Raw genomic sequence first — 20,592 nt, 5'->3', positions numbered from 1 at the left:
CATCGGTCCACCCCAATCAACTGAGTTTTCGAGATGCGGCGAGTTATATCATCTTCAAGTTGACACAACTGTCATCACAAACACCGGGGAATGTCCCGAGAGACGTATTGGATATAGAACGAAATGCACGGCAATTTAAGCTGGATGGTAAACGGGAAAGGGCATATCCACGAGTTCTTAAAATGAGCAAAAACAAGTTCCCGGTTAGACCAAAGAAAAATGCCGTTCACTCTTAAGTGAACGGCATTAAGCCATTTGGCTGGTTTTTTGTTTTCTAAAATAGCTAAAAATAATGAGTGATAAAGTCGAACCATTAGTAACCTAAAAATGGGCTAGATGAGCATCATCAAGTGGCACGTTAGCTTTAGGTTGTGGCTATCGATCGTAGTGTAGATTGCGGGTTTAGTTTGTGAGTGTAGATAGTGTCTTTAACTTGGGGTTGTATATTGGGATGTCACGAAACACTCGTCTATGCTGCTAGCATCTCGCCGCCAGTCACATGCGATATTGTCTGTGTTCATTTCATTTTCGATAGCGATGGTTTGCAGGAATACCTAGGGCGAGGAGTTCAAGAAGAGGCAATTGAGAAACATCAAAATAGTTGGTTGTATTACTGAGTGCATAAATACTTCATAGGGATTATTTTTAAACGCGTTTGTTCATTTATACCCACTCGTACGGCTGTTTCAGATAATCAACCCGACATTAGTCTAATAGTGTGTTGCTTGACCTCAGTCGCTAACTCAATGAAACTCTCCATTAAATCACCTCCTACTAAAGTATGGATAATTAAATAATGTTAATTTTCTTTATTTGTATCGCACTCTTAGTGCTTGCATACAAGTTCTATAGTCCCTTTGTTGAGCGGCAAGCGGGTATAGATCCTAAAGCGATAACACCACAGGCGAGATTCGAAGATGGCGTCGATTACGTTCCGGTTCATCCGGCTAAAGCGTTTCTGATCCAGTTCCTCAATGTCGCGGGTGTAGGGCCGATATTTGGCCCGATCCTCGGTGCACTTTATGGCCCAATAGCCTTAGTGTGGATTGTACTGGGGAATATTATTGGCGGCGCAGTACATGATTATTTTTCTGGCGTGCTCAGCATAAAAGAAGACGGTAAGAGTCTGCCAGAGATTGCGGGCCACTACTTTAATATTTACTTTAAAGGCGTGATGTTGCTGTTTACGGCTATGCTGCTGTTTTTTGTGGGCGTGGTCTTCATCATGAGCCCCGCAGGTTTACTGAGTAATCTCGATTATTTTAAAGACACCATCTTTGGCAATAATACCTTCTGGGTGTTAGTGATTTTAGTCTATTACTTTTTAGCGACTATGCTGCCGATTGATAAAATCATCACTAAATTATATCCCGCATTTGGTTTGTTGATGATAGTCATGACAGTTTCTATCGCCGTTGCTCTAATGATCAATGCGCCGCAGTTACCTGAAATGGGTGATGTGTTTGCCTATTTCGACCACAGCCATTACAACAATGAGTTACTCGAACCAAATCCAGATGGACTACCTGTTTGGCCTCTGTTATTTGTGACTATTACCTGTGGTGCGATTAGCGGTTTCCATTCAACTCAAGCGCCCATCATGGCTCGTTGCTTGACGAATGAGAAGTATGTTCGCCCTGTGTATTATGGCGCTATGGTTGCTGAAGGTATCGTTGCTTGTGTATGGGCAACGGCGGGTATTGCAGCTTTCCCTGGCGGTTATGTTGAGCTTAAGAGTTTGCTCGACCAAGGTGGCCCTGGTTTAGTGGTTAACCAAGTGGCTACTACGTATTTAGGTGTTGCGGGCGGTATTATGGCGATTGTGGCCGTGGCTATCTTCCCTATTACCTCTGGCGATACCGCATTTCGTTCGCTGCGTTTGACGATTATCGATGCCTTCCATATTCCGCAAAGTATGCGTAATCGTTTATTGGTTGCAGTGCCTATTCTGACCATTGCGTACTTTATGACGAAGATCGATTTCTCTTTGATTTGGCGTTACTTTGCCTTCTCAAATATGCTGCTATCAACCAGTGTGTTGTGGTTAGCGACTAAGTATTTGTTCGATCGCGGGACTTTCCATTGGATTGTTAGCTTACCAGCAATTGGCGGTACCAGCGTTACTGTGTCTTATATTATGACTGCGGGTATTGGCCTAGGTTTACCGCAACCTTTGAGCCAGCCAGTGGGTATCGCTGTCGGGGTTATCTGTTTAATTGCCCTGATCATTGCGCACAATAGACGTAAACCTGTGGCAGAAGTTAAATAGTCAATTATCCCATAGTTTTACCCAATAAAAATCAAGGGCTGCATTTTGCAGCCCTTGTTTTTTATGATTGGTATCATTCTACTATCCTTTAATAGCTTATTTTAGAAAGGGTAATTTTTGCTGAATATTTTTTAATGAGCGGATTCATCGCGTTTCATCTAGAGGTAAGGTAAGGTCGTTAGACTGGTTTTTATTTCTCTATTGAAACGATTAGTCTGTGGTAGAGAGCGTTAAGCAGTACAAACTTGCGGCAAAAGTCATTTAGATTTTATTTACTTGAATATTTTTTGCGAACAGAAGGAGAGCACGTTATGTCTGAGAACAAATGTCCTATGCACCATTCTGCAGGTGGCACCTCGAATCGAGATTGGTGGCCTAAACAGCTCCGGCTCGATATTCTGCACCAACACTCTTTCTTATCTAATCCTTTGGGTGATGACTTCAATTATGCTGAAGCCTTTAAATCCCTCAATTTAGCTGCTGTAAAGCAAGATCTTCTCGCATTAATGACGGATTCACAGGACTGGTGGCCTGCAGATTTTGGCCACTATGGGCCGCTATTTATTCGTATGGCATGGCACAGTGCTGGCACCTATCGTACCGGTGATGGACGTGGCGGAGCGGGGAGTGGTAATCAACGTTTCGCACCGTTAAACAGCTGGCCAGATAACGTCAACCTCGATAAAGCACGTCGGCTCCTTTGGCCGATTAAACAAAAATATGGCAATAAAATCTCTTGGGCCGATTTGATGATCCTCACGGGTAATGTCGCGCTGGAATCTATGGGATTCAAAACCTTAGGTTTTGCCGGTGGGCGGGTGGATATTTGGGAACCTGAGGCCGATATCTACTGGGGAGCCGAAGATCAGTGGTTAGACGATAAGCGTTATTCTGGCGAACGGGATCTTGAAGACCCCCTCGCCGCAGTGCAAATGGGGCTGATTTACGTCAATCCAGAAGGCCCCAATGGCGATCCCGATCCCTTCGCTGCCGCCGTTGATATCCGCGAAACCTTTGCCCGCATGGCGATGAATGATGAAGAAACCGTAGCCTTGATTGCAGGTGGTCATACTTTTGGTAAAACCCATGGTGCAGGTGACGCAGCATTAGTCGGACCTGAGCCAGAAGCCGCAGGTATTGAGCAGCAAGGCCTAGGCTGGCAGAGTCGCTATAAAAGCGGTAAAGGTGGCGATACTATTTCCAGTGGCCTCGAAGTGACTTGGACCTCAACACCAACCCAATGGAGTAACAATTTTTTTGAAAATCTATTTGGATATGAATGGGAACTGACTAAGAGCCCTGCGGGTGCCCATCAGTGGATACCTAAAAATGGCGCGGGTAAAGGGGTGATCCCCGATGCGCACGACGCCTCAAAACGTCATGTGCCAACCATGTTGACCACCGACCTTGCACTGATCTTCGATCCTGATTACGAGAAAATATCACGTCGATTTTTTGAAAATCCCGATGAGTTTGCCGATGTATTTGCAAAAGCTTGGTACAAGCTGACACACAGAGATATGGGGCCATGCACACGCTATTTGGGTCCTGAAGTGCCTGCAGAAACGTTTCTTTGGCAAGACCCCATTCCTGCGGTTGATCATCCCCTGGTTAATGAGCAGGATGTTACTGATCTCAAACTGAAGATTATTGGTTCTGGATTAACGATTTCAGAAGTCGTTGCCACTGCTTGGGCCTCGGCGTCTACCTATCGCGGTTCTGATATGCGCGGTGGTGCGAACGGTGCTCGAATTCGACTCGCACCGCAAAAAGATTGGCCAGTGAATCAGCCTGAACAGCTCGCTAAGGTGCTCAAAGTGCTTGAGAGTATTCAGTCTGAGTTCAATCAAGGAGGTAAGAAAATTTCCCTTGCTGACTTGATTGTGCTAGCAGGTTGCGTCGGTATTGATCAAGCGGCTAGAAATGCGGGGGTTGAAGTGACGATTCCATTTACGCCAGGTCGTATGGATGCCACGCAAGCACAAACGGATGTGGAATCTTTTGCGGTACTTGAACCTGTCGCAGATGGCTTTAGAAATTATCATCCCACTCCGTTTTCTGTTTCGGCGGAGGAGTTATTGGTCGATAGGGCACAATTGCTGACCTTAACTGCGCCGGAAATGACAGTGCTTATTGGCGGTCTGCGGGTGTTAGATACGAACTCTGATCAGTCAAAAACGGGTGTCTTGACTGCGCGTCCTGAGTTTTTGACCAATGACTTTTTTGTTAACTTGCTCGATATGGGGACGACGTGGAAACCCACTTCCAAAGCGGAGGATATGTTTGTGGGTGTTGATCGCGTCAGTGGCCAGCAAAAGTGGACTGCAAGTCGTGTTGATTTGATCTTTGGCTCTAATTCGCAGCTGCGTGCACTCGCAGAAGTGTACGCGAGCAGTGATGCACAGCTGCGATTTATCGATGATTTTATCGACGCTTGGACTAAGGTGATGAACTTAGATAGATTCGATCTTCGCTGAGCTTATATTTATTAGTCTTTTTAGTGGTATATGGATCCAATTTAGGCGCCGCTGGGGTTAATGCAGACCGAGCGTTTAAGGGGATTTTCAGTTAAATGATCGCCTAATCCAAAGTGGTTAAGCGGTCATTTTTATTCATGTGCTTTGACGCTCATCAATTTAGGTGGAATATGAATATTCAGCAAATGTCGGGTTTAGCCATTTTACAGGCAATGGCAAGGGGGGAATTACCCGCACCTTCTATCTCTCTCACTATGCCAATGTCGCTGGTTCAAGCCGACGAAGGAACGGTGACATTCCATGCGACTGCCGATGATAAGCACCTCAACCCATTGGGCGGTGTTCATGGTGGTTTTGCCGCGACTGTATTGGATTCGGTTACCGGTTGCGCCGTGCATACCTTGCTTGAAGCGGGTGTCGGTTACGGCACTATCGATTTGAATATTAAAATGATTCGACCTGTGCCTAAACATCAAGTGTTAGTGGCTGAGGGCAAGGTGATCAATTTATCTAAGTCTTTAGGTATTTCGGAAGGTACGCTAAAAACGCAGGATGGAAAACTGCTCGCCACTGCTACGGCGACTTGTATGATTTTAAGGCCATAAACCGATTTTGCGGGCTGGCGATATTATCTCTTCGAGTTAACATGCTGAGCAGATAATTAACCTATGCCGAAGGTGCACTTTATCTTCAGGTATTAAGTCGACGGCCTTCTTGCTGGCAGTGAAGTTTTTATGGGCGTGAATTCAGTAAATAACGGAATTTTTTAATCATATTTTCATAAATAGGCCTCAAGATTGAAAATAGCTAGCATGCCATATTCCATTCGACAGAAAGTATGCTAGATTCTGGCGAATTGTTGCTGATCGCTGTATTGTTACCTCTGTCATCAACAGTTCTCCACAGGGCCATCGCTGCAATTGAGTCAGATTTGCAGGGAAGTGTCAGGAAGTTACACCAATTCAGAGTCTGCTTATGCAACCCAATTTATTTCCCGAACAAAGAAACGTTTATCAAGAATCGAGGGTGACACTACCCTCGATTGAAGCCCAATCTTCCTCTCGTCGCGGCCGTTTGCAGCGTATGGTTGGCGGCGTATTGTTAACCTGTAGCGTATTGCTGAGTCTTTCAGCATGTGCGGCAGGTAAGCAGGCGTCACCACAAGAAGGTGAAGAGTTTAGTTACGCTTGGCTAAAGGGTTATGCCCGTACTATGGCGGCACAACCCTATGAGAGTCATAAAGGCGAATTACCTAAAAGCCTTCAGGGCATGAGTTGGGATGATTACCAACAATTCCACTTCAAGAAGAAAGCCGCACTATGGCGTGATCAAGATTCGGAGTTTCGTGCCGAACTGTTCCATCTTGGGCTGTTTTTTGATACCCCTATCCATATTTATGAGCTAAATGAGGGTAAGGCTAAGTTAATCGAATATTCACCTTCAATGTTCGATTACGGCAAGTCAAAGGTCAAAGGTAGTCAGTTGCCTAAGGATCTTGGTTTTGCGGGTTTCCGTATGCAATTTAATACCGATTGGCAGCGTGACATTGTTGCCTTCCTTGGCGCTAGTTATTTCCGCGCAGTGGGTCAAGAAATGCAATACGGTTTGTCGGCTCGCGGCTTAGCGGTTGATACTGCACTGCCAAAACCCGAAGAGTTTCCAATGTTCACCAATTTCTGGTTAGAAAAACCTAAACCAGGATCGAATATCACCACTGTGTATGCCTTGCTAGACTCTCCGAGTGTCACGGGTGCTTATCGTTTTGATATCGAACCGGGTGAACGTTTAAAAATGAAGGTGGATGTGGCTGTTTATCCACGTAAAGCGATTGAACGTTTAGGCGTTGCGCCACTGACAAGTATGTTTATGGTGGGTGAGAACGATCGCCGCACCGGTTATGACTGGCGTCCAGAAATCCATGATACCGATGGTTTAGCCATGCACACGGGGAATGGTGAATGGATTTGGCGTCCGCTAGGTAACCCTGAAAACCTGCGATTCAACGCCTATAGCGATGAAAATCCAAAAGGTTTTGGCTTACTGCAACGTGACCGTAACTTCGATCATTATCAGGATGACGGCGTGTTTTATGATAAACGCCCAAGCCTATGGATTGAGCCAACCAGCAGTTGGGGCAAAGGTTCTGTGCAGTTAGTTGAAATTCCAACACTGGATGAAACCTTCGATAACATAGTGGCTTTCTGGAATCCTGCTGAGCCGATTGTTCCTGGTCAAGAGCTGCTGTACGGCTACAACATGTACTGGGGTGGCATTCCACCGGTTCAATCACCCCGTGCTCGGGTTGTCGATACCTTCACCGGGATTGGTGGCGTAGTTGGCCAGAAACGCAAATACTACAGTAAGCGTTTTGTGGTTGATTTCGCGGGCGGCACCTTACCTATGATAGGTAAAGACACCCAAGTTAAAGCCGTGATCACAGCATCTGAAGGCAAAGTGGAAATTGAATCTGCCCGTCCTTTAGCCTCGATTAATGGTTACCGCGCTATGTTTGACGTAGTGCCCCCCGGAGACGGTACTGAGCCAATTAACCTGAGAGTCTATTTGGAGGTCGATGGTCAGCCATTGTCTGAGACTTGGATGTATCAGTGGAATCCGCCTGCAAAGGATGATCGTGAATTGCACAATGCGGGTCACCTGCAATAAGCGATTAGTGAGTCATTAATCTAAAACGCCAGCTAACTTAGCTGGCGTTTTTGTTTTGGCTTAGCCCGCAGAATCCTGCAGCTTCAGGTTGTTTGGGTATATACGGCTTGATAGGTTAGGACTAGATTATCTAAAAAATGCCCCAGCAACTGATTCATCCTAGCCGTTGATTGCCCCAGTATGAACTCAGGGCTTTGAATGTATGGCATTTTCTGTGTGCTAGAAAAAGCATTTTCTTGAGCAATTAATGGCGCTAATTGGCTACTGATAAATTCAAGATGGCATTGAAATCCAAAAACTAAATGTGTGTAACGTACAATTTGCCGCGGGCAGGCTTCACTTGTGGCGAGCACTTCGCAATCGGGAGTGAGGCCAGGCATGTCGTTATGCCAGTGGCCGACCACTTCAGTGGTCGAAAATGTCTTAAGGTTAACATCACTTTTTCCTGCCGCAGTCAGTTCAATAGGAAAGTAACCAATCTCGGCATGTGGACTCTTTTGATAACGGGCTCCTAATGCCTCTCCGATTAACTGTGCCCCAAGACAAACCCCCACAACGGCTTTATTTTTTTGGATAGCTTGTCTGATAAACCTTTGTTCTGCTTGGCTATCAAAATATGGACAATCGTTTTGGCATGTCGCGGGAGACTGAGGGCCACCGAGGATAATTAATAGATCAAAACCATCACTATTGTCGGGTAAAGCTTCATCTAGATAGATTCTGCTAAAGCTCATACTGTAGTTTTTGCTTGCAGCCCAATCGCTAAAATAGCCTGGACCTTCATAGCTTTCATGGATAATGCAATGAATGCGCATCGAGTTTTCCTGTGTCTTTTATGGGATAACGCTATGCTACAATCCTTTTTATTTGGCTGAATAACGTTATATGGACAAGTAATGATGCTAAGTCGCCAACTCGATTCGATTAACGCCATTATTGAGCAAGCGCCTAATATGCCTTCTTTTGTCAAAACGATTGAGATGCAGAAGGGTTATGTGGATGTTTTACATCAGCACTGTTGGCATCAGCTTATTTTTCCGCTTCAAGGCCTGTTACAGACAGAGGCAAATGAGGCACTTTTTTTGGTCCCCCATACCACAGCGCTTTTTGTGCCTGCAGGTGTCATGCATGAGTCTGTTGCGATTACAGATACCTGCTTTATTGGTGTCTATTTGAATCCTATGTATGGTCGAGATTATGGTGCCATGGTTAAGCCCGTCGCCATGAGTGCTTTTATAAGGGAGTTAGTGCTAACGCTCAGAAAACAATGTGCTTTTAATACCCCAACGAATGTTGATCCAATGGTTCAGGCGCCAATACTGCGTTTGCTTGAGGTGTTATATGATCAAATTAATAGTGCGGAAGGACAGACTTTCAAGTTACTGATACCGCAAGATAGGCGCCTAAAATTGATTTTTGAGCATTTAACCCAAACGCCAGCTTTAGATTTCTCTTTAGTGAAATGGGGTGAGATGGTTGGGGCATCGGAACGAACATTGTCGAGGCTATTTGTGAGGGAGTTTGGTTCTTCATTCGTATTATGGCGTCAACATTTACGGCTGATCTATTCGCTGTCGTTATTGGCCACTGACCTATCAATACAGAATGTGGCCCACCAAATTGGTTATCAAAATGATTCATCCTATATCAAAGCCTTCAAGGAGCGTTTTGGGATGACGCCACAGCGATTTCGGTTAGGCGATCATGGGATATAACCCTGTTACGGTTTATGGCGTTTAACACTGCTTTTAGTTGAACTATTTAATATTGAATCAATATATTGCACCTTTTTGCGGAACAAATATTCATTTGGCCGAATAAAATCAAGCCAGTTGTAATTGCAAGCATGCTACTGAGTTATTGGGGGCTAATTCACTTTTTGACAATCTAAACAATTTTTCACTGTAAAAGACCCCAAACTTGGGCGTAATCTGTGGGCGTTCTCGCCATGGGTAAGTATTTTATGTTTGAAATGTTCACAACGTTAGGCTTTGCGTGGTCGGTGGGTTTAGTCCTTGCCGTACTTTTTGTACTGGCATACGAATTTATTAATGGCTTCCACGACACGGCAAATGCGGTGGCGACGGTGATCTATACCAAGGCTATGCCGGCAAATCTGGCGGTCGTTACCTCTGCACTATTTAATTTTGCGGGTGTGTTGTTAGGGGGGTTAGGGGTGGCCTATGCGATAGTGCATTTATTACCCGTAGACTCCTTGCTCGGTATGGACTCAATCCAAGGCTTGCTGATGGTGTTTTCCCTGCTATTTTCGGCAATTATCTGGAACTTAGGTACTTGGTATTTTGGTATTCCGGCATCGAGTTCCCATACCTTGATTGGTTCGATAATGGGCGTGGGTGGCGCGTTCGCTTGGATAAATCATCAGCCTATCCTACAGGGCATTAATGTCTCTAAAGCAACGCAGATCATGCTGTCCTTGATTATTTCGCCGACCTTAGGGTTTGTGATGGCAGGGATTTTTTTGCTCATCATGAAATACGTTTGGCAGAAACATAAAATTCACCGTACCCCAGATGAGCAGATGCAGATTAATGGTAAAAAACACCCTCCATTTTGGGCAAGGGCGAGTTTAATTATCTCTGCTATGGGGGTGAGTTTCGCCCATGGTTCTAACGATGGACAGAAGGGGATAGGTTTAGTGATGCTAGTGCTGATTTGTATGGCACCGGCTTATTTTGCCTTGGACATGGGCAGTCAACCCTATGATTTAGAAAGAACTCAAGATGCTAATCGTCGCATTATGGCGATTTATGACCGTAACCAAGCCGTTATCGCGGATGTTATCGACTTTAAAGCCTTAGTCAACGTTCCCGAATATATGCTGGCCCATTGCTCATCTGCCAATGTATTACCGGCGATGTCGTTGCTTGACCGTCGCTTAGCAAAAGTCTCGACTTACAAAGATATGGATGTAGAAGAGCGACGCGAGGTGCGACGTTTATTGTTGTGCATCGATGATACTGCTCGCCAAGTGGCTAAATTGGATCTTCCTGCTAAGGATTTGAGTTCATTGGCTAAATGGCGAAAAGATCTCACTAGAACTACTGAGTATGCGCCCATTTGGGTGATTATTGCCATTGCTACTGCGCTGGGGTGCGGCACGTTGGTGGGTTGGCGGCGGATTGTATATACCGTGGGGGAAAAAATTGGTTCATCGAGTATGACTTACAGCCAAGGCATTGCCGCGCAGGTCACCGCTGCCGTCTCTATTGGGATTGCCAGTATGACGGGGATGCCGGTATCGACGACTCATATTTTGTCTTCCGCTGTAGCGGGCACTATGGTGGCTAATCGTTCAGGGCTTCAGATCCAAACCATTAAGCAGATCATGCTTGCTTGGCTGCTGACACTACCTATTACTATGTTGCTCTCCGCGAGTGTGTTTATCCTTGCCAATGCACTTTGGGGTTAGCCAAGAATACTCAAGTTGAATGCTCACATAGCCAAGCCTTGAGGGCTTGGTTTTTCGGTTCAGTGCCGTTTCCCGCGATAATTACCTAAGCCATCTTGTTAGAGTTGAGCCTTCAACACCAACAAGGACATAAGATGGCTGAGCTATCTAGAATACTTTTCAAAGCATTACATCAACAATCAGAGCCGCTGATATTAACTAACGCTTGGGATGCCGCCAGTGCGGCCATCATCCAAGCATCGGGCGCCCGTGCGATTGCGACCAGTAGCGCGGCATTGGCTTGGTCGCTCGGTTATCCCGATGGCCAAGCGCTACCTAAAGCGGCTTTATTGGACGCAGTGAACCATATCCTACGGTTGAGCCGAGTGCCTGTGACGATAGATATTGAATCTGGTTATAGCCAAGATCCCGATGAGGTTGCTGCTTTTGTTGCGCAGCTCGCTGAGCTTGGCGTAGCAGGGATTAATATTGAGGATGGCAGTGCAGGTGTTGCTGAGATGGTGGCAAAAATTCAGGCTATTCGCACACATCCTCGTTGCCAAGGATTATTTATTAATGCGCGAACCGATGTGTATTTACTGGGCTTAGCCAGTGGTGATGCCGCGGTCGCTATGACAATCGATAGGTTAACTCAATATCAGGCTGCGGGCGCTGATGGCGGCTTTATCCCTGGCGCTAATCAGGTCGAGACCGCTAAGCGCTTGTCTGCCGCTGTGGATATGCCACTGAATTTTATGCTATTGAATGAGCAGATGGATATCGGCGAGTTATTTGCCGCAGGTGTGCAGCGTTTTTCCACCGGTCCGGCTTCATTTTTACAAGCCTATGACACTTTGTTTAATCCAATTTTGTTAAATTCAATTAAGGCAAAGCCGTTTCAGCTGCAGCCAAAAGATGCGGTTATTGCCGTTGATAACGGTTCAATACCTAAAGCCATTGCCCTTGATTTTGAGCAAATGAATAACTTATTTATCCCGAGTTAAAGCTGTTTTTCATCTATACCCACGGCGAGTTTGCCGTGGGTTTCTTCTTACGTCCGTTTTACTTAGCGCGCGTTTTACCAAGAAAGTCCCATCTGCGTGCTTGTCTCCTCAGGTTTCTTATCAAGCAGGCGTAGCTCGGCGAGGTGAATGTGCGCTGCAATTTGGCTGCGCAATTTTTGATAGAGACGGATGGCCAGTTCAGGCGCGGCTTCATTGTCGGGAGTATGGATAAACAGATAGGGTTCTCGACCTTCTGCGAGCCACTGCGGGAGTTGGGTGAGCCAATTATCAAAAAAGGCATCGTTATCCTTAGGTAAAGCAGTAACGCCTTGCTGTGCGAGTTGTGTTACGGCATCGTCTGGTTGGCCGATAAAGCGCACCACTGGATTATTGGCGGTGGCAATCGCATGCACTGGCACTCGAGGTTTTTTCTTGTGAGCGTCGATAATCGCGACATTGCAGGGCGGCAGTGCAAACAAGGGCCTGCTGTCCATGATGATGCGATTCACTTTTTTATCGATGAGTAATCGATTAAGCGCACGCTCGGCATCTCCCTTAGCAAAAAACGCAGCATGCCTGACTTCGACGCCATAGGTTAACCCTTGGGGGATTTGATCTAGAAATTGCGCTAACGCAAGCAAGTTTTCTGGGCCGAAATGGGCGGGCAGTTGAATTTTCCAGATCCCTGTTTTATCGATTAATGGTGTCATTATCTGGAAAAAATCTTTCAATTCTTGGCCGCAGTGTTGCAATAATCTTTGGTGAGTGATGGTTTGCGGTAGTTTGAAGGTAAAACGAAAGCTCTCTGGCGTGGCACTGTGCCAATTCATTACCGTTTGCTGTGCAGGCGTTGCGTAGAAGCTGGTGTTCCCTTCGACAGTATTGAATATTGTCGCGTAACGGGCGAGTCGCTCCGCTTGTTTAGTTCCGTGACCATACACACTTTCTTGCCAATTCGAGTGCGACCACATGGCAAGCCCAAGGCGAAAATAGTTGGGTTGATGTAACGGAGAGCACAATCGGTCCAAAAATAAATTCCTTTAATGCGATTTGCGCGTACCAAAGCAGCGCCCTGATGTTGACCAACATTTTAGGGCATTGTGCCGATATCTGTCGTCCATAGTCAAATAGTGCCACCGATGGCCTTAAGTATTGTGTTTGATTTTGTTTGAATTTAACTCTGTAAAAGTCGGACTTAACTGAGCCAACTCTGGAATGACATTGAAAATTAACCTACTCTAATAGTGCGTTATTATTATTTTTATGCTTATGATCAAACTTAGGACTTAGCCAAAGACGGACGTTTATTGGAGAATTACGTGAATAATGATGGCTACACTTCCTTAAGCAATTTTATCGACCTTCTCTTGGATGCTATTTGTGTCGTCGATAAAACGGGGAGGTTTGAATTTGTGAGTGCTGGGGCAGAACGTATTTTTGGCTATACCCCAGAAGAAATGATGGGTATGCAGATGCTAGATCTTGTCATTCCAGAGGATAGGGAACGCACTCTCGCAACGGCCAATGAAATTATGGCTGGTCGCTTTAAAGTCGATTTTGAAAACCGTTATGTGCGTAAAGATGGTGTTATCGTCGATATTCTTTGGTCTGCACGTTGGTCCGATGCTTATCAACAACGTGTCGCAGTCGCTAGAGATATTTCTAAGAGCAAAAATGCCGAACGTAGACAAGCAGCCTTATATGAGATTTCAGAGGCTGTGCATGTCGCTGAGGACTTGCTAGCCCTATATCGTAGAATTCATGAAATTATTGCTAAATTATTGCCTGCAGCAAACTTTGCTATTGCATTGTACGATCAAGATTTAAATGAATTAAGTTTTCCTTATAAAGCCGCTACTGGCGAGGATTCGCTTATTGATATTGCAAGTTTCAGTGTGTTCACTGACCAAGTGATCCGCAGTGCTGGGTCTTTACTCCTGTGTCCCGTGACCTTAACTGATTATCCCCAAGCGATTCGTGAAGATTTGGGTAATGGCTGTTTAAGTTGGCTGGGTGTGCCGCTAAAGCTACAGAAAGGCGTTATCGGCGCTTTGATTATGCATAGCTTGCCCACTTCGGCTTCATATACACATCAAGACCGTGAGTTATTGGAGTTTGTTTCTACGCAAATAGCCTTTGCGATTGAGCGTCGACAAATGCTCGCGCGATTAGAGCATATTGCACTTTATGATCAGTTAACCTTGTTACCCAATCGTGAGCTTTTTTACGATAGATTTCAAAAGGCGCTATCTCGAGCCCATAGGGAATCAAGTTATTTCTCTTTGCTTTATTTAGACTTAGATAAATTTAAGTGGGTTAACGATACTTTTGGTCATAGCGTGGGCGATTTATTACTGCAAGTGACAGCGCAGCGAATAGTCAGTTGTGTGAGGGGCTCAGATACCGTTGCGCGTTTTGGGGGGGATGAGTTTGTCATCTTACTTGAGCGAGTTGATTCAGCACATAATACCCTGCTGGCCGCGCAAAAAATATTGCAAGTATTCGAGCACCCCTTCGAGCTTGCCGAACAGCAGATCCATATTCTGCCGAGTATCGGTATTGCTCTGTATCCAGAGCACGGTGAAAATGAGAAACAGCTTATTTCCTGTGCCGATGCCGCTATGTATAAAGCTAAAAAGAATGGCGGAAATCGAATTGAAATGGGTTATCAAGGATTAAGAAACGTACATGCTGAGCTTCGACCTGAGGCCAATATTCCTGAAAATAAAGCGATGAAGATCATTTAAGCTTGCTTTAGGTAAGCCATTGTAAGTCTATAAAGAAATAATATGTAAAGAAATGCCCGCAAATGTCACTGACACTTGCGGGCATTATTGTATGGAACTGTTGATGTAATCTTTATATAAAATAAGGCTTTTGATTACAGTTTGAAGCGATTAACTTCCTGCTGCAATGATGCGGCTAAATGGGCGAGCTCTTGAGCTTGGACCATAGACGTTTGTGCCTCAATCGAGAGATTCTCTGACACTTCACGAATCGACTCTGTATTACGGTTGATTTCGCTGGTGACTGAGGTTTGCTCCTCGGCTGCAGTGGCAATTTGGCTCGCCATATCTGAAATATCATTAATGGCTTTGCTGATTTGCAACAGACTTTCACTGGCTGAATTAGCATCGGCCACACTGGTTTCTGCCATTTCATGACTTTGAGTCATAGACTTAACGGCTTTGCCTGCGGTTTGTTGTAGGGTTTCGATCATCGCTTGAATTTCTTGTGTCGATGAATGCGTACGTTGTGACAGTACACGCACCTCATCAGCAACTACAGCGAAGCCACGACCTTGTTCTCCTGCACGTGCCGCCTCAATGGCTGCATTGAGTGCAAGTAAGTTGGTTTGCTCTGCGATGCCACTAATGGTCAACAAAATGCTGTTGATCTTTTGTGAGTGCTCGTTCAGTTCACCGATAATTCGCCCTGCAGTTTCGACTTCACTGGCTAAATTACGGATAGATTGCTGGCTTTGCATTACCTGTTTATGGCCATGGTTTGAAAGTCCGACCGCATTTTGAGCGGTCTGCGCTGTATGCTCAGCATTACTGGCAATTTCCTCGGTGGCGCTGGCCATTTCGGTCACCGCAGTGGCAACCATAGTCACTTCATCTTGCTGTACTTCAATGCGCTGACTGTTATCCGTTGCCGACGCACTACTTCCTTTGGCTTGATATTCCAATTGACCCGCAATCTTGTGCATGCGGGAAATCATACCGTGTAGACGTTCTACAAAGCGGTTAAAACCCGAAGCTAACATACCAATTTCATCGTGACTGTTGGCAGTATGAATGCGCACAGTGAGATCGCCATCGCCTTCGGCAATATCATTGAGTGCTTGGGCAACGCGTTCGAGATCTTTAAATTGGATTTTAAAGATGGCGATTAAAATCAAACCAAACAGCACCAATAGTGCAACACCTACGGCAGACATCCACCAAGCAAGATCGGTTGCCTGTGACATGATTTCTTGCTTATCCATTACGAAAATCAGCGCCCAGTCTGTTGAGGGTATTGCCGCAACATAGACTAACTTAGTGGCACCATCGAGGTTTCGCTCTTCCATCGTATTGGCATTAGTGCGCTGTGATAACCAGCTATTACTAAAATCACTATCAATTTTAGTGAGTTGTTGAGTATTTAGCTGGCTATTGGGATGACTAATAATGAGCCCTGCATTATCGACCATCAGAGTATAACCTTCGCCCGGCACTACGAGGCGCTGCACCGCATCGGTTAGCTGATCTATGGTTAAGTTCGCTGCGGCAACGCCTATCAATCGGCCAGAACTCATTACAGGTTCGGCAATGGTCACGACTTGTTTTTTCAGTGTGGCGCTGACGTAGGGCGCCGTCATGATCATTTTACCGGCAGCTTTAGCGTCCATATACCAAGGGCGAACGCGGGGATCATAATTCGCGGTATTTAGCGACGGATCTTGGCGATACATGTTGCCTTGTTCGTCGCCATAGTAAGTGAGGGCAAAGTCAACCGCAGTATGCGCTTGCAGCAAATGAGGGGTAACATTTGTACTCGGATCGGCTTCAACGACTTGTTTTAGGCTGGTAATGGCCATTTTTCTGTCTTGCATCCACTGACCTATGCCGGATGAAAAGGTAATCGCTAGTTGGTCAATTTCATGTTGAGTGTTTTCTAACGCATTATTTCTAATGAAATAACTAGAGATACTTACGAGTACAGCAATAGTGATCAGTACAGCGGAAAGACTGCTGAACAGCAGCCGTGTTTTGAGTGTCGATCGCATAATCTATATCCTTTATATTCCGTTAGCTCTCTAACGTTGTTTTAGTATAGCGGCAGTACGGGGCAAAACATTAAATCATTGAAGAATTATAGTAATAAATTTAGAAGTGACGCCCATAATTTATGAATTTAATAATTACATGATTTTTATATCAATAACGATTGCGTCAGCGGTTGTTTATTTGATGAGCTGATGGAACTTAGTAGACTAAACTGAAGAGATGAATAATATTTTACAGGTGATAAATAACATTGGTTATCGTCAGTAAGCCGTTAAAACACATAAGCTCAAGCTAACAATTTAATTAAATATGTCACTGGTTGTGAGTGTGATTAATTCATTATTCAGAATGCTGGCTTGTTTATATCAAAGGTTAGTGAGCATAATTTCGCGCGGGTAGCATCTTGTGTGCTGGTTCAAGTTTAAGACTCATCTGTAACAGAACATAAAAAAGGGACTCCTAGGAGCCCCTTGTTAATTTTAAAATGACCTTAATATTAGTGAGTCATCTTATTTTTGATCAGCACACAACGCTGCTCTATTTGACGGGTTTCCAGTAGATTACGGCGGGTAAGGTTAGATAGCCCAGTTTGGCGATCAAGTACTTTGTCCAATGCCGCTATGCTAGTGTAATTACAATCGGTTGGGATGAGGAAATGGCTATAATTACGCATAAATACTGGCCCTTTTTTGTCCATATCCATTAAGCTCGCCAGACGCTCTTCCGCTGTAGCTGCGCTTAATAGTTTTTGCTCAGCAGGATAAAGATTTTGCATAATAATCCGCTGTTTGGAGAAAGGCAGGCTGTCTAGATGGACTTTACTTAACCAACGACGTTTTGCGGCCGCTTCAGGGCGGATCACTTGTGCCGCAAGTGCCGCTTTTTCACCAGAGTCTGAATTATCCTTGGTGGCCTCTTTGGTTAAGCGCTGCAGCGCGTTAGGAAAATCATAGCGATTAAGCTGGGTGATGATTGCCCATCGTAAATCTTGGTCTAAGGTTAATCCCTTTATTTTTGTTTCACCGTCAATGAGTTGTGCTAAATGACGCAGTGAATCTCTGTCGCTTGCTAAACTGACATACGCATTGAACCAGATCCGTTGGAAGTCATTATCGCCTTTATTTTCCATTGCTTTTCTCAGACTCATTTGGCTTAAGCCTTTAATTGCATTTTCAGCGTAGTTTTGCTGAATAGGGGCGATCTGCGCGAGATATTCCTTTGAGCGCAACATGCTATCGATGATCTGACCAACAATCGTGTAGTCCGTCTCAGCAGGCGCGTTAACAAACACTGTGCTTAGGTATTGATCTAAGCTCAATTTACCTTCGCGGACGCTGTCCCACAGACTTTGCCACAGCATAGATCGCAGTAGTGGATCGGAAATATTACTCAGTTGTTGTTTTGCGGTATTAAATGACTTGTCATCAAGCTCGACTTTCACAAAGCCCCAATCATCAAAGTTTGGATAGACTAGGTCTGGGCAGCGCTCACCAATCAGTTGTTTAACTTCAGTACGCTCGCCTTTGTAAGTCACTGGCACTGTAATGTCATTTCGCAGATCAAAGCGACCTTGGGTAAATAAAGCCACTTGGACTTTTTGTTCACGTAATGTGGGTAGCTCTGCGCTTGCAGGGAGCTGTCGTAGGCTAAATTCGCTGATTCGGTTGCCCTCACAACGATATTCCGCCTTGATGGTGTTAACGCCCGCGCTGTAGAGCCATTCTTGAGTCCATGCACTTAAATCGCGGCCAGCGGCTTTCCCTAGGCTATTGATAAAATCGTCTAACTCAGCGTTTTGATAACTGTATTGTTTTAAATAGTTACTGACGCCACGACGAAACACCATGTCGCCGAGTAAATGGCGTAATTGTTTCAGCGTTGATGCGCCTTTTTGGTAAGTGATAGCATCGATATTGTCGAAGGCGTTCTGAGTAGTTGCTACGGGTACTTCAATGGGGTGCGTGGTGACTAAGCTGTCTTGCTCATAGGCTTTTTGCTTGCCTTTAGCGTAGAAGGTACGCCAAGCATTGGTGAACTCTGTGGCTTCTTGAGTCGCAAGTGTGCCCATAAATGAAGCAAAACTTTCATTTAACCACAAGCCGTTCCACCATTTCATGGTGACGAGATCGCCAAACCACTGGTGCGCCATTTCGTGCATGATCACGCCCGCAAGATTTTGCTTTTGATCTGCTGTCATCGCCGCTTTATGAAGGAAGATATCTTCGGAAAAGGTCACTGCGCCTGCGTTTTCCATCGCGCCATAAAGGAAGTCTGGCACTAGAATTTGATCGTATTTCTTAAAAGGGTAAGGAATACCAAAGTAATTATCGAAAAAAGTTAACCCTTGTTTCGTATAGGTAAACCAATCTTGCTCCGTGACTTGATTTGCAACGGATTGACGGGCGAACAGGCGCATAGGATAGCGGCCTGAGTTGTCTTGCCACATGTGATAAGGGCCCGCGTGCATCGAAAAGTTATATGGGCTTAGCTTAGGTGTTTGTGGGAAAGTCCAACGATTGTAAGCACCTGCTGGGGTGATTTGGCTTTCACGCATTGAGCTAATGACTTGCCAGTCTTTGGGTGCTGTTACCGTAATTTGATAGTTAGCCTTGAGATCCGGTTGGTCGAATACTGCGAACATCTGCTGAGCTGCAGCGGGTTCAAAATGAGAGTAGAGGTAGACCTTGCCATCGATTGGATCTTTAAAACGGTGTAAACCTTCACCATTGGTGCTGTGGGCACGGCTAAATTGCACTTCAATGGTATTTTCACCTGAGGTGAGCAAACGCGTATTTAAGCTGATGTAAGCGCCATTGTAATTGGGGTATACGGCGGTACCGTTGATGATAAAGCGTTTTATCTGCGCCTTGTTTAAATCTAAGCTCAGTTGTTTTGGCACTTCACTTAATTGAAATGTCACTTTGGAGGTGGCGGAAAACTCGGCATCCCCTGTGAGCTGAAAATCCAAGTCATAGTGAATATCGGAGATGACCTGCGAGCGAAGCGCAGCCTGATATTGGCTAATATAAGCGCTAGCATCACGTGGACCCGTATTGAGTGTACTTTGGGTTGCACACGACATTAATGTGCCGCAGGTAAGGGCAACGAGACTGGCTTTAAACAAGTTCACAACTTAAATCCTTCAACGATTTGTTTTGTTTTCTGCTTGGATGTTTGCATTCAATATCGTGTGTGTAGGTTTGCCTTTGTGGCAAATTATCCCTCGCGCCAGCGCCAATTTTGAGCATCATCATCGCAGTGTATTTTGGCCGAGTACACTACCTTATTTACCTTGGATTACCAATGTTAAAAATGTAAAAAAAAGCCAGCGTTAACGCTGGCTTCTTGAGATTACTGTTTGGCAGAATTAAGTGCCAATAGGACAATTACATGCCTAAGAAAGACTTAGACTTCATCTTACGGATTTCTTTTTCATCAGACCATTCGATAAGGCCTGTTTCTAAATCCATTAAACGCATTGTCATCTTATAGTAGACGTCTTTAGTGCTACCGTCTTGCTTCACTATGCTAGATAAATTGCCATATAACATGTATTGAGCGCCAATTTGACGACCAAACTTGATGGCGGTTGATGGGTCAACCATGCCAGTGTTGTTTTGGTAATCCAGTTGTTTACGGACTGAATCTACTTTAGTCATGTCGATAAAACGGAACTTGCCTGAGCGCAATAATTTGTTACTGATAGAGTCAGTGACAGACTCAGTGTCGATATGTTCTGAGGTTTTGTTTTTGATGCTGTCAACAAATAAAATCGGGCGGTCATTGGCTGTTATTGCCACGATAGGAGGGAAAGTCATCATGCTATCCACCATCTTGGCTGCAATAGCTTGTAGATCCGTCGAGCCAAAGTTCTCATTGACGGTTTCAACTTCTGTGGCATCGCCATATTCGACTTTAGATTGACATGCAGCTAGACCCATAACGGCAGCCAGTACAAAAATCAGTTTAAATTGTTTCATAGTCAGTTCCA

General features: G+C 45.0%; 13 protein-coding genes and 1 pseudogene. 9 read left to right on the top strand and 5 right to left on the bottom strand.

The window, feature by feature from the left end; all coding sequences use genetic code 11:
* The 5 genes and pseudogenes from L5L98_RS13960 to L5L98_RS13940 form a co-directional block, all read left to right on the top strand.
* Window positions 1–236, top strand: a pseudogene (locus L5L98_RS13960) (IS4 family transposase); the annotation flags it as partial.
* 560 nt (window positions 237–796) lie between these two features.
* Window positions 797–2,269: a carbon starvation protein A gene (locus tag L5L98_RS13955; protein WP_263141778.1), complete on the top strand. Its 1,473-nt coding sequence runs from the start codon at window positions 797–799 to the stop codon at window positions 2,267–2,269.
* A gap of 311 nt (window positions 2,270–2,580) precedes the next feature.
* Window positions 2,581–4,746, top strand: coding sequence for a catalase/peroxidase HPI (katG, locus tag L5L98_RS13950; RefSeq protein ID WP_263141775.1), 2,166 nt, complete (start codon window positions 2,581–2,583; stop codon window positions 4,744–4,746).
* 170 nt (window positions 4,747–4,916) lie between these two features.
* A complete protein-coding gene (locus tag L5L98_RS13945) occupies window positions 4,917–5,351 on the top strand; it encodes a PaaI family thioesterase (RefSeq protein WP_028761608.1) in 435 nt (144 codons plus the stop codon).
* Window positions 5,352–5,721: 370 nt separating this feature from the next.
* Window positions 5,722–7,410, top strand: coding sequence for a glucan biosynthesis protein (locus tag L5L98_RS13940; protein WP_263141773.1), 1,689 nt, complete (start codon window positions 5,722–5,724; stop codon window positions 7,408–7,410).
* An 83-nt stretch (window positions 7,411–7,493) separates the two neighbouring features.
* Here the strand turns inward: L5L98_RS13940 and L5L98_RS13935 are convergent, their stop codons facing one another.
* Window positions 7,494–8,225 carry a type 1 glutamine amidotransferase gene (locus tag L5L98_RS13935; RefSeq protein WP_263141771.1) on the bottom strand — a complete coding sequence of 244 codons (732 nt, stop codon included), beginning with the start codon at window positions 8,223–8,225 and terminating at the stop codon, window positions 7,494–7,496.
* 84 nt (window positions 8,226–8,309) lie between these two features.
* Between L5L98_RS13935 and L5L98_RS13930 the strand changes: the two genes are divergently transcribed.
* From L5L98_RS13930 to L5L98_RS13920, 3 genes are all read left to right on the top strand, one after another.
* Window positions 8,310–9,125, top strand: coding sequence for an AraC family transcriptional regulator (locus tag L5L98_RS13930; protein WP_173248684.1), 816 nt, complete (start codon window positions 8,310–8,312; stop codon window positions 9,123–9,125).
* Between the two features lie 248 nt (window positions 9,126–9,373).
* The gene (locus tag L5L98_RS13925; protein WP_105252986.1) at window positions 9,374–10,843 is read left to right on the top strand and encodes an inorganic phosphate transporter; all 1,470 of its coding nucleotides are present in this window, start codon (window positions 9,374–9,376) and stop codon (window positions 10,841–10,843) included.
* Between the two features lie 134 nt (window positions 10,844–10,977).
* The gene (locus tag L5L98_RS13920; RefSeq protein WP_263141766.1) at window positions 10,978–11,826 is read left to right on the top strand and encodes an isocitrate lyase/phosphoenolpyruvate mutase family protein; all 849 of its coding nucleotides are present in this window, start codon (window positions 10,978–10,980) and stop codon (window positions 11,824–11,826) included.
* 74 nt (window positions 11,827–11,900) lie between these two features.
* Here L5L98_RS13920 and L5L98_RS13915 read toward each other — a convergent pair whose 3' ends face one another.
* Window positions 11,901–12,854: a DUF72 domain-containing protein gene (locus L5L98_RS13915; protein WP_263141765.1), complete on the bottom strand. Its 954-nt coding sequence runs from the start codon at window positions 12,852–12,854 to the stop codon at window positions 11,901–11,903.
* A 291-nt stretch (window positions 12,855–13,145) separates the two neighbouring features.
* Here L5L98_RS13915 and L5L98_RS13910 point away from each other — a divergent pair, with 291 nt between their 5' ends.
* On the top strand, window positions 13,146–14,573 hold the full coding sequence (locus tag L5L98_RS13910) for a GGDEF domain-containing protein (RefSeq protein WP_263141763.1): 1,428 nt from the start codon (window positions 13,146–13,148) through the stop codon (window positions 14,571–14,573).
* Window positions 14,574–14,707: 134 nt separating this feature from the next.
* Here the strand turns inward: L5L98_RS13910 and L5L98_RS13905 are convergent, their stop codons facing one another.
* The 3 genes from L5L98_RS13905 to lpoB all read right to left on the bottom strand — a co-directional run bounded on the left by L5L98_RS13905 (window position 14,708) and on the right by lpoB (window position 20,581).
* Entirely contained in the window at window positions 14,708–16,600 is a 1,893-nt protein-coding gene (locus L5L98_RS13905) for a methyl-accepting chemotaxis protein (protein WP_173497344.1), read from the bottom strand.
* A gap of 497 nt (window positions 16,601–17,097) precedes the next feature.
* Window positions 17,098–19,731, bottom strand: a complete 2,634-nt coding sequence (gene pepN, locus L5L98_RS13900) for an aminopeptidase N (RefSeq protein WP_173497345.1) — start codon at window positions 19,729–19,731, stop codon at window positions 17,098–17,100.
* A gap of 256 nt (window positions 19,732–19,987) precedes the next feature.
* Complete coding sequence (lpoB, locus tag L5L98_RS13895; RefSeq protein WP_173246506.1) at window positions 19,988–20,581, bottom strand: penicillin-binding protein activator LpoB; 594 nt, start codon at window positions 20,579–20,581, stop codon at window positions 19,988–19,990.
* Window positions 20,582–20,592: the final 11 nt, after the last annotated feature.

Source organism: Shewanella sp. SM23 (assembly GCF_025654295.1).
Taxonomy (GTDB): Bacteria; Pseudomonadota; Gammaproteobacteria; order Enterobacterales; family Shewanellaceae; genus Shewanella; species Shewanella oncorhynchi.
The sequence above is the reverse complement of the archived record's forward strand: the minus strand, read 5'-3'. Positions and strand labels throughout refer to the sequence as shown.